This is a genomic window from Streptomyces sp. NPDC059355, from assembly GCF_042752335.1.
In the GTDB taxonomy this organism is placed as follows: domain Bacteria; phylum Actinomycetota; class Actinomycetes; order Streptomycetales; family Streptomycetaceae; genus Streptomyces.
This window is the reverse complement of the sequence record NZ_JBHYXN010000015.1, coordinates 26,042-41,090: the sequence shown is the minus strand read 5'-3', so window position 1 is coordinate 41,090 and position 15,049 is coordinate 26,042. Positions and strand designations below refer to the sequence as shown.

The following is a 15,049-nucleotide window of genomic DNA, read 5'->3' as shown; positions in this document are numbered from 1 at the left end:
CTAAATGCGTGCCGGAGGGAGTGCATCCCGGTCCGGCCGCCCCACCCTCGGGAGATGTCATGGAACTGAAGGACGCCGTCGCCGTGGTCACCGGAGCCAACCGGGGCCTGGGCCGTCATCTCGCGGCCCAGCTCGCCGAGCGCGGGGCCAAGGTCTACGCCGCCGCCCGCCGCCCCGAGTCGGTGGACCTGCCCGGTGTCGTACCGCTCCACCTGGATCTGGCCGACCCGCGGTCGGTCCGGCAGGCCGCCCGCACCGCCCCGGACGCCACCCTGCTCGTCAACAACGCCGGGATCATGACCGGCACCCCGCTGGTCGCCGGTGACTGGGACTCGGTCCGGCTGGAGATCGACACGAACTTCTTCGGCCCCCTGGCCACCACCCGAGCGTTCGCCCCGGTCATCGAGGGCAACGGGGGCGGGGCCGTCCTCAACGTCCTGTCCGTCCTCTCCTGGTTCCACCCGGCCGGAGTCGGCGCCTACGCCGCCGCCAAGGCCGCCGGCTGGGCGATGACCGACGCGATCCGGGAGGAACTGGCCCCGCGGGGCATCACGGTCACCGCACTCCACGTCGCCTACATGGACACGGACATGGCCGCCCGGATTCCGGACGGGCAGAAGACCGACCCCGCCCTCGTCGCCGCCCTCGCTCTCGACGGTGTGGCCGCCGGGGCGCAGGAAGTACTCGCCGACGACCTCACCCGCAGTGTCAGGCAGGGGCTCGGCGGCGTCCCGTCCGCCGCCTGACGCACCCGGGGGGCTTGCCGATCGGGCCGCCCGCGGTCCGCCACCGCCGGACCGGACCAGGAAAAAGACACCCCATGGAAACCACCGTCACATCCGCCCCGCGCGTCCCCGCGCCCGCCGCAGCGGCCGCAACGGCCGGAACACCCGTCCCGCCCGTCCCCGAGACCCGCCGCCGCCCGCCCGTACGGGCCTGGCTCCAGCCGGCCGTGATCGCCCTGGTGCTGGCCGCGGCCTTCATCGGCTGTTACATCGGCCTGCAGCGCGACCCCCGGCCCCACCACGTCCCCATCGCCGTCAGCGGACAGGAACTCGCCGACCGGATGGGCCGAGCTCTGGGCGACGGCATCGAGGTGCACCGGGCCGCCGACGCCGACGCCGCCCGCCGAGCCCTGGAGCGGCACGAGGTCTCGGCCGCGCTCGGTGAAGGCCCCGGCGGCCGGCTGCGCCTGGAGGTCGCCGGAGCCTACGGCCCGTCCACCACCTCGGCGGTCAAGAGCCTCGTCGGCGCGTACGCCGAGGGCGCGGGCCGGCAGGTCACCACCCGGGACGTGGTGCCGCTGACCCGCTACGACGCGCGCGGCCTGGCCGGCTTCTACCTGGCCTTCGGAGTGACCCTGGCAGGGTTCGTCCTCGCCCAGAACGCCCTGGGCCTCGCCGGCCTGCTCCGCCTGCGCCACCGGTTCTGGCTGCTCACCGGCGTCTCCGCCGCCGTCGGGGCGGTGGCCGCCGTCCTCGCCGGGCCCGTCCTGGGCGCCGTACCCGCCCCGATCGTGCCGCTGGCCTTCACCCTCACCCTGCTGGCCGCCGCGGCCGCCTTCGCCACCAAGCTCCTGGGGACGTACCTGGGCCCCGTCGGGGTGCCCGCCGCGACGCTGCTGCTGCTCACCGTGGGCAACTCCACCAGTGGGGCCGCCATCAGCGCGGACCTCCTGCCGCCGGCCGCGCACGCCGTGTCCGCGCTCCTGCCGCCGGGGGCCGCCGTCCGTGCCATCACCGACCTGAGCTACTTCACGGCGCCCACGTCACGGGCCCGCTCGTCACCCTGGCCGCCTGGGCCGTGACCGCCGCGCTCCTGGTCGGCCTGCGCTCCCGCCTGCGCCGCACCGCCGCGACTTCCTGACGCCCCGGCCCCGGTGGGGACGGCTGCCGGCACCCGCCCGTCCCCGCATTCGGCCCGACCTGGAGAATGCCGCGGTATGAACTCTCAGTCACTGCGGGGTCCTTCGGGCAGAGCGCTCCGCGCCGTGCGGGGGTACCCGCGGCGTGCGCCGTTGACCCTCGCCTACGTCTGCCTGCTTCTGGCCGGCCACGTCTGGGTCAACCACGTGCTGTCCGCCGATCGGGCGGCTATGGTGTTGGGCCACCTCAGCACCAACCTGGACAACCTGCAAGATCATCCGGTTTCCGCGCTGCTCGGCAGCGTGCTGCTCTTCGACGGAACCCTCACGGATGTCACCTCGGTCGACTTCGTGGGCACCTTGATCACCTTCGGCCTCGGCGTCTGCTGCTTCCTGGCCTGGGCGGAGCACCGGTGGGGCAAGCCGCGCGCCGTGGCCGTGTTCCTCGGCGGGCATGTCGCGGCCACCCTGCTCACCGCCGTCGTCATCACCATTGCGCTAAGGCAGGGCTGGTACCCGACGGCCGTGCGGCAGGCCTTGGACTACGGAGTCAGTTACGGAGCCCAGACCGTGCTGGCGATCGGCACGCTCGCCCTGCCGCGCCGGGGCCGGCTCCCTTGGGCCGTCTTCGTTCTCGCATGGCCTCTCGGCGGTGCCGAGTGGACCGGGGGGCCGCTGCCGGACTTCACCACGATCGGCCATCTCGTGGCGGCGGCCCTCGGTTTCGGGCTGTTGGGCGTCCCGGCTTTCAGGCGGCAACGGGTCCGCGCCACCGGGTCGACCTCCGCCGCGGACGGCTCCGGGCCGCACCGGGCCACCATTGCGGAACCGACGTCACCGGCAGCCGGGGCGAAGACGCCCCCACCGGTCTGAGCTCCGGCGACGACGAGAGCGGAACCAGCGCGGCCCGCCGATCCGGAGCGTGACCGCGACGCCCTGCTCCCCGGGGAGGAGGGCGTCCCGCCGCGCAGGACCTCAGTGGCCGCGTCCCCGCTGGATCTCGAAGTGGTCGATCCGCCGGCCCGTCTCGGCCAGCGCGCTGACCTTCAGCTTCGGGGAGCGGCCCGTCTCGACCTCGACCGCGAGGAAGGAGTAGTCGGTGTACCGCACCCGCGACCACTCCACCGTCTCGGTCGCCTTCGAACCGCCCTTGACCCACCGGTAGGACTCGACGCTGTCGCGGTCCGCGACGTGGCCCTCGTACGAGTCCGGCACCGGGAAGCTGTACAGCGAACGCCCTGCCGCGCCGGCCGTGACGTACACGATCCCGTCCCGCGTGGGGTCGGTGCGCTCGCCGATGGGGACCTTCCGGCCGACCTTGTCGCCCTTGATCGCGTCGGTGCGTTCGTACACGTGGTTGTGGCCGTTGATGACCAGGTCCACCTGGTGCTTCTCGAACAGCGGCACCCACACGTCGCGCACCCCGCCCTCGGAGGCGTGCGCGCTGGTGGTCGAGAACGCGCAGTGGTGGAAGAACACCACGATGAAGTCCACGTCGCGGTGGTGGCGCAGTTCGCCCAGCCGCCGGTCCAGCCACGCGGTCTGCTTTCCGCCGCTGATCCCGAAGTTGGCGGGGATCTCGTACGAGACGTCGTTCGCGTCGAGCGCCACGACTCCGACGTTGCCGTGCACGAACGAGTACACGCCGGGCTGGTTGACCGGGTCCGGGCCGTTGCCGGGCAGGGACCAGCGGGCGTTCTGGCCGCCGTAGCCCTGGGGCGAGTACCAGGCCTCCATGTCGTGGTTGCCGGTCGTCACCATCCACGGGACGGTCTTGGCCACCGTCTCCCTCTGGGCCAGGAACTGGTCCCAGGTCCGCGCGTCGTAGGTGTCGCCTGCGGTGCCCGAACCGGAGGAGTCGGCGTAGCAGATGTCCCCCGCGTGCAGGTGGAAGGCCGGGTTCTGGGCCAGCAGCACCGCGTCGTTGCCGAGCGCGTGGTAGCTCACGCCCTGGTCGCCGAAGGCGGTGAAGGTGAAGTTCTCGGCGCGCGAGGGGGCGGTGGTGAAGGTGCCGAGCGTGCCCAGGTTGCGGTGGTCGGCGGGGTCGAAGCCGTCGTGTCCGACTCCGTAGTAGTAGGTCTGACCGGGCTTCAGCCGGTCCAGGCCCACGTGCAGGTAGAACTGCTCGGCCGCGGCGATCTTGCCGCCGTTCAGTACTGGGGTGCTCAGGTGCCGGACCTCGGCGTCGATCTTCACGCTCAGCGCCCAGGGGCTGGTGCCCACGCGCAGGTACGGCTTCTTCACCGCGAACGGCACCTGCCAGGACACCCGCATCTGCGTCTTCGGGTCGGCGCCGTACTGCAAGTGCCGTGCGAACGGCGCGGCCAGCGCACCGTCGACCCCGCGCCGCTCGGTGGAGGCCAGCACGGCCGGAGCCGCGTACGCGGGCGAAGCCGCGCCGACGGCCAGGCCGGCACCGGCGACTGCCGCCGTCACCGCACCCGCGCGCAGCGCGCCGCGCCGGGTGAACTTCGCACGCAGGTAGTCGTGCTGTTCGGCCATGCTCATCCGGGAGGCGAGCTTCTGGGGGATACCGAAATCGGGAAGGTCCATGGCAGCAAACCTCATCGTCCGAGACGACGCACAGTTCGCCGCGAGGTGAACGGACGGGGGCGGAACTCCCATGAGAATCCCCGGAATCACCCATCTTCGCGCCATCCCGGACCGAGGGCCGGGGCAGGCGGTCGTCCTGTCCGGGAGACGTGCGCGGGCTCGCGGCGGAGTTTCTGCCGGTCGAAGCCGGGGGAGGCCCGACCATCGTCGTTCTCGCCGCCGGGGGATCCACAGGGCGGACGAGCGCGTCCGGTTCCGTGGCGTGGACCGGACCGGGCTGCCGCCGGTCGGGGACCGGCGCAGGCGATGAACGACGCCGGGGACGTCGTGGGACTCTCGCTGGACGGGAGCCGCAACGGCCATCTCGTGCGGTGGGGCGCCGATGGCTCCCTCACCCGTCTGCAGGCCATCGAAGGCGGGTCGGGCGGTCAGGCGGTCAAGGCGGCCGAGGACGGCACCGTGGCCGGCTACACCGACACACCGGACGGCGTACGGCACGCCGCCGATGGAACGCGTCAGGTGCCCTCACCCGGCTGGAGGAGCCGTCGGGCTACGTCGCAGGCGAGGTCCAGGACGTCAACAGCGCGCACGTGGCGGTGGGCAGCCTCTCGACGGACAGCCGTACGCGCCCCGTGCGCTGGGGCGCGGACGGCCGGGCGACCGTACTGCGCCTGCCCCCGAAGGCGGACGGGGGCGTGGCCACCGCGATCAACGAGCCGGGGGAGATCGCCGGCTACGCGTTCCTGCCGGGGGAGAAGACCCGGGCCGTACGCTGGGACTTCGCGGGCCGCGTCAGCGATCTCGGCTCGCTCGAAGGCTCGTACGGCGAGCCGACCGCGATCAACGACCGCGGCACGGTGGTCGGTCAGGCGACCGGCGCGTACGGGGCGTGGCGGGGCGTGCGTGCCGCACGCGGGAAGAAGTTCGAGGCCCTGCCCTCCCAAGGGGCCGGGGCGCGCTCCGTGAGTCTGAACAACGCCGACGTCGTGGTCGGCAACGTCAAGGACCACGCCGGCCGGTGGGACGGACGCCACCACGGAACTCGAGCTGCTGCCCGGCACGGGCCGGGTCTTCGTCAACGGCGTCAACGACGCGGGAACCGGCGTCGGCACCTCGGACGAGCCCGCCGTGACCTGGGACGCGCGGGAACGGGTGACCGCCCTGCCGCTCCCCGCAGGCGTCGACACGACCCACCCGGTCGCGATCGTTGCGACCGGCGGCGTGGCGGGCGGCGTGGGCAACTCCCGGACCTGGCCGCTTCGCTGGCGCGCGGTCGTCCGGAAGTAGCGGCTGCCCCGCCCGGGTCAGCTCGCGCGGTGCGGTCCGAGGCCGTGGAGGACGGCCGCCAGGTCCTGCGCGGTCAGAGCCGGGGCGGGCAGCCGGGTGGCGGGGCGGGTCCCCGACCGCAGGGCGTCGAGGAACAGGGACAGCTGCCGGCGCCAGGCGTGCGGGGGCCCGGCGGCCGCCAGGGAGGGGACGGCGCGGCCGAGCGTGGCCAGGCTCAGGAGCAGGTCCTCGACGGTCACGTCGGCGCGCATCGTGCCCTCGCGCTGCGCGCGGTCCATCAGCAGCGCGACCGTCTCGTGGTTGTGGGTGTGGACGGCGTCCAGCGAGGTGACGCCCTCGATGGCCGTGGTCATCAGGTCGTTGGCGCCGCGGTCGGTGGCCAGCACCGTGAAGACCGCCTCCAGGTACTCGGCCAGTCCCGTCCAGGCGTCCGCCGCGCCGCGGGCCTCCTCTCCCGCGTCGACGGTCCCCTGGAGGGAGTCCTGGAACACGGCGTCGATCAGTGCGGCCCGGGTGGGGAAGTGCCGGTAGAGGGTGGCGTTCCCGACGCCGGCACGGCGGGCGATCTCGTCGAGCGGGGCCTCCAGCCCCTGGGCCGCGAAGGCCTTGCGCGCGGCGGCCAGGAGCAGCTCGCGGTTGCGTCGCGCGTCACGCCGTACCGGCGCGGGCCGTTCCGTGGCCGGGGTCAATGTCCGCTCCTGGCGTTGCCGGTGACGTGCGTACGGGAGGTACGCGCATCCGTACCGGGGATCCTTGTCCGGTACGGATGCTAGCGCCACCGGGGGCGGTGTCACGCGGGCAGGTGCCGCGACCACCTCACGGGCAGCGCGGCCACGCCCCTGAGCATGGCGCCCGGGCGGCGTGCGAGGGACTCGGGCGCGACGTCCAGGGCGAAGTCCGGCAGCCGCCGCAGGAGCGTCTGCAGGGCGGTCCGCCCTTCGAGGCGGGCGAGCGGGGCGCCGAGGCAGTGGTGGATCCCGTGGCCGAACGCGAGGTGTCCCTGGGCGGGGCGCCGGACGTCGAAGCGGTCGGGGTCGGGGAAGTGCCCGGGGTCGCGGGAGGCTGCGGCCAGGGAGAGCATCACGCTGTCGCCCGCGGGGATGCGCACTCCGGCGATCTCCACGGGTTCGGCGGCGTGCCGGAAGGCCGCGGCGGTGACGGGGCCGTCGTAGCGGAGCGCCTCCTCGACGGCGCCGTCGATCAGGCGCGGGTCGGCGCGCAGCGCGGCGAGCTGGTCCGGGTGGCGCAGCAGGGCCAGGACCGCGCTGGAGATGAGGTTGACGGTGGTCTCGTGTCCCGCGACGAGCAGGAGGAAGGCCATGCCGAGGAGTTCCTCGGGGGAGAGCCCGTCCTGCTCGGTGGAGGCCTGGACCAGGGCGCTCATCAGGTCCGTGCCGGGCTCACCGGCCTTGGCGGCGATGAGGGCCGCGAAGTACGCGCTCATCTCGCCGGCGGCGGTGCCCGCCGCGGCGGGTGAGGACGGCGCCACGAGCTCGGTCGACCAGGCGTGGAAGTGGTGCTGGTCCGCGAGGGGGACACCGAGCAGTTCGCAGATGACGGTGAGCGGCAGCGGAAGGGCGTAGCCGGCGACCAGATCGGCGGCGCCGGCCGGCGGGAGGGCGTCGAGGAGTCCGTCGGCGATCCGCTGGACGCGGGGCCGCATCGCCTCGACGCGTCCGGCGGTGAACTCGCGTGCGACCAGGCCGCGCAGACGCGTGTGCCGGGGGGCGTCGGTCTGCAGCATGTTCAGCCCGATTGCGTTGCCGCCGTCGCTGTCCCACGTCGCGGAGTGCCGTATGTCGTTGCACAGCCGGGGGTCCGTCAGGGCGGCGCGCACCTCGTCGCGTCCGAGGACGAGCCAGACGTCTCCGCTCCCGGGCAGGTGGACGCGGTGGACGAGTCCCTTCTCGCGCAGGGCGGCGTAGACGGGGTACGGGTCGGCGGCGAAGTCGGCACCCTCGGGGGCGAGTTCGTCGAGCGTCGGGGCGGGCATGGCGGTTCCCTTCCTCCTCGGATGAAACGGGGACCAGTCCCCGTTTCCTCGTCGGGAACGTTACCCCACGGAGCGGGGATCCGGACGTCCGCGTCGGATCGGCCCGCGGACAGCCTGAGGAAATGACGACCGACCGGTTGGCGCAGCAGGGCTGTGCCCACTGCGGACACCGGCGTGAGCACCACTCGTCCGTCCTCGGCGGCACATGCAAGGGCGGCCTCGCCAGCGACTGCCGTCGGAGCCGGGCGGGCATGCCCGAACCGCCTCCGGCCGCCCGCAGCCCCGTCTCGCCCCGGCGGGGCGGTGGGGGGGCGGGCGGCCGATCGGTCCGGCGGGGGTGGGTGGTCAGGGGGTGAGGTTGTCGCCTCCCTGGTTCTCCCATGCCTGGACGCGGTCGCCCTGGATGACGAGGTGGTCGGCCCGGTTGTCGCCGGTGACGTCTTCCGGGCGGACGTCCTCGCGGGTCCAGCCGAGACCGATCCCGCTCTCACCGCCCGGCTTCTTCGTGCCGTGGCAGTACGGGAACACCCGGCCCTGCGCCTCCCCGTGGATCCTCCCGTCGCTGCCCGGCCGGCTGAGGAACGACCACAGGGAGCCCTTGGCGCCCAGGATCAGGTAGTCGTCCAGGTCGTCGCGCCGCGGTGGCTCTGAGGGAGGGTGCGCGGCGGGTCGGCGGCGGCGGCCGCGGCGGGCGGGGCCGGGAGGACGGCGAGGCCCAGCGCCAAGAGCAAGGCGAGAACGGCGCCGCCGACGGCGCCGCCGACGGTGCCGGCGAGCCCTCCGCCCGGACCGCGGTCCTCGGCGAGACAAAGGATCACGCACTCAGCACTCAGCACTCAGCGCGACGGCGTCGGGCCGCGCGGGGGGCTTCACCAGGTGACGTACAGGGCCCGCGGTGAGCGGTGGATGAGCGTGGGCTGCATCTGCGGCCGTGGACGGCCGCGGTCCGGTCGCAGCTCCGGCATGCGACGGAGGAACAGATCGAGTGTCAGGCGCAGCTGTTCGCGGGCCAGTCGGGACCCGGGGCAGCCGTGGGGGCCGTACCCGAAGGCGAGGTGCTGCCGGCTCCCGGGCCGGGCGATGTCGAACTCCCCTGCCCGCTCGTACCGTTCCTCGTCGCGGTTGGCCGAGCCGTACGCCACCATCACGTCGGCCCCCGCGGGCAGTTCCGTCCCGGCGAGGGTGACCGGCCGGGTGGTGGTCCGCCGGAATGCCTGGATGGCGGTGTCGTGGCGGGCGGCCTCCTCCACCGCCGCCGGGACCAGGGACGGATCGGCGCGCAGCATCCGCCACTGCCGCCCGTCGTCGCCGAGCAGGTGCATCAGCGCCGTGCCGATGAGGGCGCTCGTGGTGAGGAATCCGGCGATCAGCAGGTTCTGCAGGCTCGTCACCAGTTCGTGGCGCTGCTCGAGGGTGAGCTCGGCGTCGCCGGGGGCCAGGGCGGCCACCATGGCCGAGCACATGTCGTCCCGGGGCCGGGCGCGCCGGTCGCGGACGTACTCGTCCAGCAGGTGCTGGAGCGCGACCACGTCCTCGGCGGCGGCCGCCTGCCCCTCGGGCGACAGCGGGCGGAACAGCAGCTCCTCGGCCCGGTAGCCGCCGTGCACGGCGGCGGGAACGTCGGCGGGGTCCAGCCCGATCAGCCGTCCGACCACCATCCCGGGCAACCGCCGGGCGTACGCCTCCACGAGCTCGGCGGACCCGTCCGCCGCGAAGCCGTCCACCAACTCCCCCGCACACGCACGGGCGTACGGCAGCAGCGCCGCCACCCGGGCGGCGGACAGCCCCCGGTTCAGCGGGGCCCGGAGCCGCCTGTGGGCCTCGGCATCCGCGGACACGACGGTGGGGCGGGGCCCGAACCCCCGGGGCAGGACGCCGAGCGCCGCTTCCGAGAGCGGGATGTCCGGCAGCAGGGAGTTGGCCGAGGAGAAGTCCGCCGCGCGCAGCAGTACTTCCCGTACGTCCCGGTCGCGCGCCACGAGCCATGCGTCGAACTCGGGTACGTACAGCAGCCCCTCGGCCCGGCGGGCGCGGTCGTAGAGCGGATAGGGGTCGCGGTACAGCTCGTCACGCCGCGCCTGGTCGTCCTGCCGTTCCACTGGGACCTCCGGATCGCGGTCGGGACCGGGCGGGGGTCACGGCCGCGGGTGACCTCCGGTGCGCCGGGTCATCCTGCCCGAAACGGGACCGGCCCGGTAGAGCGCGCGAGAGGGCGGCAAACGACAAAGGCAAGGAGAGTCCTCTCCTTGCCACTCTCAACATATAGCGCACCGGGGGGCTTGCCGCAAGACCCCGGTCACGGCGCAGAATCGTCGGTCGGTGGCCCGAGACGCCGGCCCTGCCTGCGGAAACGTGGGGGCCGTGCCGGGACAGAGGTTCGAAGAATTGGGAGGCGCCGGTGATCCGGTCGCTCGACGCAGTGCAACGGAGCAGGGCTGCCTCGGAGGTGTCGCGGTGATGGAGCAGTACGTGTCGGGCCTTCAAGACGTCGACGAGACGCAGCTCGCGGTCGTCGGCGGCAAGGGCGCGCATCTGGGCGGGCTGTCGCGGATCGAAGGCGTCCGGGTCCCGGGAGGTTTCTGCGTGACGACGGACGCCTTCCGGCGGATCATGGCGCAGGCGCCGTCGATCGGCGATCTGCTCGATGAACTGTCCCGCGTGGACCCGGACGACCGGGAGGCGGTCCGCACGCTCAGCGCGCGGATCCGGCGGACCATCGAAGGGACTCCCGTCCCGGGTGACCTCGCGTCGGCGATCACCGGAGCGCTCGGCAGGTTCGGCGAGCAGGCCGCCTACGCCGTCCGGTCCAGCGCGACGGCGGAAGACCTGCCGACGGCCTCCTTCGCCGGCCAGCAGGACACGTACCTGAACGTCGTGGGCCCGACTGAGGTTCTGCGGCACGTCAGCCGGTGCTGGGCCTCGCTGTTCACCGAGCGGGCCGTGACGTACCGCCGGAGGAACGGCATCGACCACCGTACGGTCCACATGGCGGTGGTCGTGCAGAAGATGGCGTTCCCGCAGACCTCCGGCATCCTGTTCACGGCCGACCCCGTCACGGGCAACCGGAAGGTCGCCACCGTGGACGCCGGATTCGGCCTCGGCGAGGCGCTGGTCTCCGGCCTGGTGAACCCGGACGTCTTCACGGTGCAGGACGGCGAGGTCGTCGCCAAGACGATCGCCGCCAAAGAACGCGCGGTGACCGCCGTGGCGGCCGGCGGTACGCGGGAGGTGGCGATCGACCCGCAGATGCGGGAGCAGCCGTCGCTGACGGATGCGCAGGCCGTGCGGCTCGTACGGCTCGGGCGGCGGATCGAAGCGCACTTCGGCCGCCCGCAGGACATCGAATGGTGCCTGGTCGACGACGACTTCCAGATCGTTCAGAGCCGGCCGATCACGACGCTGTTCCCCATCCCGGAGATCGGCGACCGGGAGAACCACGTCTACGTCTCCGTCGGCCACGGGCAGATGATGACCGACCCCATGAAGCCCCTGGGGTACTCCATGTGGCAGCTGACGGCCATGGTGGCGATGCACGAGGCGGGCGGACGGCTGTTCGTCGACGTCACCCGGCGCCTGGCCTCGCCCGCGAGCCGGGCCGGGCTCCTGGACGCCATGGGGAAGGGCGACCCGCTGATCAAGGACGCCCTGGAGACCGTCCTCGAGCGCGACGACTTCGTCCCGCTGCTCCCGGACGAGGCTCCCGGCGGGCCGCCGGCCGGCGGTGCGCCCGTCCCGATCGAGACCGATCCCGCGATCGTCACCGGGCTGATCGAGCGCAGCCGGAGGTCCGTCGCCGCCCTGGAGCGCGAGATCCGGACGAAGAGCGGACCGGCGCTGTTCGACTTCCTGCGGGAGGCCTTCGAGGAGCACAGGCAAGTGCTCGGTGATCCGCTGAGCATTCAGGCGATCATGGCGGGGATGGAGGCCACGTGGTGGCTCAACGACAAGCTGCAGGAGTGGCTGGGCGAGAAGAACGCGGCTGACACGCTGACGCTGTCCGCCCCCGACAACATCACGTCCGAGATGGGACTGGCGCTGCTCGACGTCGCGGACGTGATCCGCCCGCGGCCGGAGGTGGTGGCGTTCCTGCAGGGCGTCGGCGACGAGGACTTCCTGGAGGGGCTGGCGAAGCTCCCGGGCGGCGCCGAAGCGCGCGATGCCATCGAGGCCTACCTCGAGCGGTACGGCATGCGCTGCGTCGGCGAGATCGACATCACGCGGCCGCGTTGGCGCGAGCGGCCGAGCACGATCGTGCCCGTGATCCTCGACAACGTGAGGAACTTCGAGCCGGGCGCCGCCGGGCGGCGCTTCGAGCAGGGGCGGCAGAAGGCGCAGCAGAAGGAGCAGGAGGTGCTGTCACGCTTGCGGGCCCTGCCGGACGGGGAACGGAAGGCGGACGAGGCCAAGCGGATGATCGACCGGGTCAGAACCTTCATCGGGTACCGGGAGTACCCGAAGTACGGCATCGTCAGCCGCTACTTCCTCTACAAGCGGGCCCTGATGGAGGAGGCCGGGCGCCTCGTGCGGGCGGGCGTGATCCCGGAGGAGGAGGACGTCTTCTACCTCACCTTCCAGGAACTCCACGAGGTCGTGCGCGCCAACCGGGTGGACGACCCACACATCGTCCAACGGCGCAAGGACGCGTTCAGGGCACACCACGCGCTCACACCGCCCCGGGTGCTCACCTCGGACGGTGAAGCCCTCACCGGGTCGTACCGGCGCGACGACGCGCCGGCCGGGGCCCTGATCGGCGTACCGGTCTCCGCCGGGACCGTCGAGGGACGGGCCCGCGTCATCCTCGACATGGCGGACGCCGATCTCGAAGAGGGCGACATCCTGGTCACGCCCTTCACGGACCCCAGTTGGTCGCCCCTGTTCGTCGGGATCGCGGGCCTGGTGACGGAGGTGGGCGGCCTGATGACCCACGGCGCGGTGATCGCCCGGGAGTACGGGCTGCCGGCCGTCGTGGGCGTGGAGCAGGCCACCCGGCTGATCCGGGACGGGCAGCGGATCCGTGTCCACGGAACCGGCGGGTACATCGAACTCCTGCCGTGACCGACGAGATCCGGGTGCGAGGGCCGAACGGCCCGGATCGCAGGGCCGGTCGGCCCTGGGGCGGCGACGGGAGTGTTCCCAGGCTCAGACCATGATCATTACGAAGAGCGCACGCTTACCCTCCTCGCTGCTCACGGGCGGTGCCTGCCTGGCCCTCGCAGGCTCGTCCCTCCTCTTCCCGACCGCCGCGCACGCCGCGGCGGTCGGTACGTCCGTCTCCCCGGCCGGGCACCGCTTCTCGGCGACCGCGTCGGGGTCCGTGGTCTTGGAGGCAGGCCCCATCGTCGTCACCTGCGCCGCCTCCTCCACCGGCGACAACGCGATCCCCGCCGCACCGGGGAACGTCAATGCAGGCGGCGCCGTGGCGCTGCGCATCAAGGCTCCCGCCTTCAAGGACTGCACCACGGACGCCCGGGCCTGCGGGTGGCCGTCGAGACCAACGAGGAGAGCGGTCCCTGGCAGGTGCTGCTCCAGCACGGTGAGCCGAATACGGCCCGACTGCCCATCCCCGCCCGCGGATTCGTCCTCAAGACGAGGGGTCTCCTCGCCTGCACCGCGACCGCCGCCCCCGGCGGCCCCGCCACCGCCCGCGGGCATTGGCAGGCAGGCGCCGACCCGGTCGTCGCCCTGGACACGGCGGCGATCCCGGTGAAGCTGGAGGGCTCGTTCTTCTGCGCGACCTCGATCACGAGCGCGACGATCTCCGCCCGGTACACGGTGCACGACACGGCGGACCCGAACCGCGTCATCACCGTCGACCCGGCCTGACGCGACGCCGCCGCCGGCACGGCCGGTCCGCCGCCATCCGGAGGGCCGGGATCCGACACGCCGCCGGCGGCCACGCGCGCGGACGTACGCGTTCCTACACTCGGCGGCCATGAGCTCAAGGACACGGCTGTTGTGCGCCGCGGCGATCCTGGTGTGTACGGCGACGGCGGGGGTGGCCTCCGCGACGGGTGGTGGAGGCCTGGACCCCCGCTTCGGCCGGAACGGGGTGGTGGTGTCGGCGACCGCTCCGGATGCCGGGAGCGACTTCGCCAACGGTCTGGTCGTCGACGGCCGGCGGCGGATCGTGGTGTCCGGCTCGTCCGACCTCGGAGGGGCGGGCGGGGTGCGGTGGCGGCTGCAGCGCTTCACCCCCGACGGCGCTGTGGACGGCACCTTCGGCAAGCACGGCACGGTACTGACGCCCATGTCCGCGGCCGGGGGCGACGACGAGAACATCTGGCGGCTCGCCCTCCAGCCCGACGGGAAGATCGTCGCCGTGGGGCACGCGATCACCGCGACCGGGGGTGAGGACTTCGCGCTCGCCCGCTATCTGCCCGACGGCCGGCTCGACAAGGGCTTCGGTACCGGCGGCAAGGTGTTCACCAAGGTCGCGCCGGGCACGGGGGACGACGAGGCGCAGGCGGTGCAGGTGCAGCGCGACGGCCGGATCGTCGTCGCGGGCTTCACCGGCACCGGGACGGGAACCGAAGGCCGGGACCTGGCGCTGGTCCGCTACCTTCCCGACGGGAGCCCGGACCGGAGCTTCGGTGCCGACGGCATCGTCGTCCGCGATGTCGCGGGCGGGCGGGACCAGTTCAAGGACATGACGCTGGACGGGCACGGGCGCATCGTGGCCGTCGGCTCCGCCGACCTCGGGACCGGGCGGGGCGGTACCAGCTTCGCGGTGGCCCGCTACCGGTCGGACGGCCGGCCCGACCCGGGTTTCGGCCCGGACGGCCTCGTGGTGACGCCGATGGCGGCGGGCGACGGGCTGGATCTCGCCGAGGCCGTCGCGATCGACGGCAAGGGCCGGCTCACGGTCGGCGGATCGGCGGACGTCGGCGGGCCCTTCGACCTGGCGCTGGCCCGGTACCTGTCCGACGGGCGGCTGGACGCCCGCTTCGGCGAAGGCGGCCGGGTACTGACGAACGTCGGTCCGGGCGCGACGGACGAGGACCTCGAAGGCCTTGTGGTCCAGGGCGACGGGACGATCCTGGTGGGCGGTTCGACCGCCCCGACCGCGTTCCTCCTCGACAGCGACTTCCTGGTGGGGCGCTACCGCCCCGACGGCAGTCTCGACCGGCGTTTCGGGACGGACGGGTTCGCCGTGACCCACGTCGCCCCCGGGACGGCGGACGACGAGATCTACGACATCGCGCCGCAGGGCCCCGGCCTCCTGGTGGCCGCGGGCGAATGCGACCGGCCCACGACCGGCCGGGACGTCTGCCTGGCCCGCTACCTCGTAGGAGGCCAGGAGCACCCGCGCACCCTCTAGAGGGTGGCTTGCCGATCGGGCCGGGCCGGTCGCC

General features: G+C 73.3%; 14 protein-coding genes. 7 read left to right on the top strand and 7 right to left on the bottom strand.

The window, feature by feature from the left end; genetic code table 11:
* The first annotated feature begins 59 nt into the window (after positions 1 to 59).
* The 3 genes from ACFXGI_RS16625 (at position 60) to ACFXGI_RS16615 (ending at position 2,737) form a co-directional block, all read left to right on the top strand.
* Positions 60 to 746 (top strand): SDR family oxidoreductase, encoded by a 687-nt coding sequence (locus ACFXGI_RS16625; RefSeq protein ID WP_384706593.1) that lies wholly within the window; start codon positions 60 to 62, stop codon positions 744 to 746.
* A gap of 74 nt (positions 747 to 820) precedes the next feature.
* Entirely contained in the window at positions 821 to 1,807 is a 987-nt protein-coding gene (locus tag ACFXGI_RS16620) for a hypothetical protein (protein WP_384706591.1), read from the top strand.
* A 135-nt stretch (positions 1,808 to 1,942) separates the two neighbouring features.
* Positions 1,943 to 2,737: a rhomboid-like protein gene (locus tag ACFXGI_RS16615; protein ID WP_384706589.1), complete on the top strand. Its 795-nt coding sequence runs from the start codon at positions 1,943 to 1,945 to the stop codon at positions 2,735 to 2,737.
* A 102-nt stretch (positions 2,738 to 2,839) separates the two neighbouring features.
* On the opposite strand, the gene ACFXGI_RS16610 is transcribed toward ACFXGI_RS16615, so the two are convergent.
* Positions 2,840 to 4,417, bottom strand: coding sequence for a purple acid phosphatase family protein (locus ACFXGI_RS16610; protein ID WP_384706587.1), 1,578 nt, complete (start codon positions 4,415 to 4,417; stop codon positions 2,840 to 2,842).
* Positions 4,418 to 5,545: 1,128 nt separating this feature from the next.
* On the opposite strand from ACFXGI_RS16610, the gene ACFXGI_RS16605 reads away from it, so the two are divergent.
* Positions 5,546 to 5,704 (top strand): hypothetical protein, encoded by a 159-nt coding sequence (locus ACFXGI_RS16605; RefSeq protein WP_384706585.1) that lies wholly within the window; start codon positions 5,546 to 5,548, stop codon positions 5,702 to 5,704.
* 17 nt (positions 5,705 to 5,721) lie between these two features.
* On the opposite strand, the gene ACFXGI_RS16600 is transcribed toward ACFXGI_RS16605, so the two are convergent.
* The 5 genes from ACFXGI_RS16600 to ACFXGI_RS16580 all read right to left on the bottom strand — a co-directional run bounded on the left by ACFXGI_RS16600 (position 5,722) and on the right by ACFXGI_RS16580 (position 9,796).
* Positions 5,722 to 6,393 carry a TetR/AcrR family transcriptional regulator gene (locus tag ACFXGI_RS16600; protein ID WP_384706583.1) on the bottom strand — a complete coding sequence of 224 codons (672 nt, stop codon included), beginning with the start codon at positions 6,391 to 6,393 and terminating at the stop codon, positions 5,722 to 5,724.
* A 101-nt stretch (positions 6,394 to 6,494) separates the two neighbouring features.
* A complete protein-coding gene (locus ACFXGI_RS16595; protein WP_384706581.1) occupies positions 6,495 to 7,697 on the bottom strand; it encodes a cytochrome P450 in 1,203 nt (400 codons plus the stop codon).
* 345 nt (positions 7,698 to 8,042) lie between these two features.
* Positions 8,043 to 8,225 carry a hypothetical protein gene (locus ACFXGI_RS16590; RefSeq protein WP_384706579.1) on the bottom strand — a complete coding sequence of 61 codons (183 nt, stop codon included), beginning with the start codon at positions 8,223 to 8,225 and terminating at the stop codon, positions 8,043 to 8,045.
* Between the two features lie 83 nt (positions 8,226 to 8,308).
* A complete protein-coding gene (locus ACFXGI_RS16585) occupies positions 8,309 to 8,515 on the bottom strand; it encodes a hypothetical protein (RefSeq protein WP_384706577.1) in 207 nt (68 codons plus the stop codon).
* A 51-nt stretch (positions 8,516 to 8,566) separates the two neighbouring features.
* The gene (locus ACFXGI_RS16580) at positions 8,567 to 9,796 is read right to left on the bottom strand and encodes a cytochrome P450 (protein WP_384706575.1); all 1,230 of its coding nucleotides are present in this window, start codon (positions 9,794 to 9,796) and stop codon (positions 8,567 to 8,569) included.
* Between the two features lie 355 nt (positions 9,797 to 10,151).
* Here ACFXGI_RS16580 and rph point away from each other — a divergent pair, with 355 nt between their 5' ends.
* A complete protein-coding gene (gene rph / locus ACFXGI_RS16575; RefSeq protein ID WP_384706573.1) occupies positions 10,152 to 12,752 on the top strand; it encodes a rifamycin-inactivating phosphotransferase in 2,601 nt (866 codons plus the stop codon).
* A gap of 84 nt (positions 12,753 to 12,836) precedes the next feature.
* Here rph and ACFXGI_RS16570 read toward each other — a convergent pair whose 3' ends face one another.
* Positions 12,837 to 13,127: a hypothetical protein gene (locus ACFXGI_RS16570; protein ID WP_384706571.1), complete on the bottom strand. Its 291-nt coding sequence runs from the start codon at positions 13,125 to 13,127 to the stop codon at positions 12,837 to 12,839.
* A gap of 48 nt (positions 13,128 to 13,175) precedes the next feature.
* Between ACFXGI_RS16570 and ACFXGI_RS16565 the strand changes: the two genes are divergently transcribed.
* Positions 13,176 to 13,520: a hypothetical protein gene (locus ACFXGI_RS16565; RefSeq protein WP_384706569.1), complete on the top strand. Its 345-nt coding sequence runs from the start codon at positions 13,176 to 13,178 to the stop codon at positions 13,518 to 13,520.
* Positions 13,521 to 13,629: 109 nt separating this feature from the next.
* Positions 13,630 to 15,015 carry a hypothetical protein gene (locus ACFXGI_RS16560; RefSeq protein WP_384706567.1) on the top strand — a complete coding sequence of 462 codons (1,386 nt, stop codon included), beginning with the start codon at positions 13,630 to 13,632 and terminating at the stop codon, positions 15,013 to 15,015.
* The last annotated feature ends 34 nt before the right edge of the window (positions 15,016 to 15,049 follow it).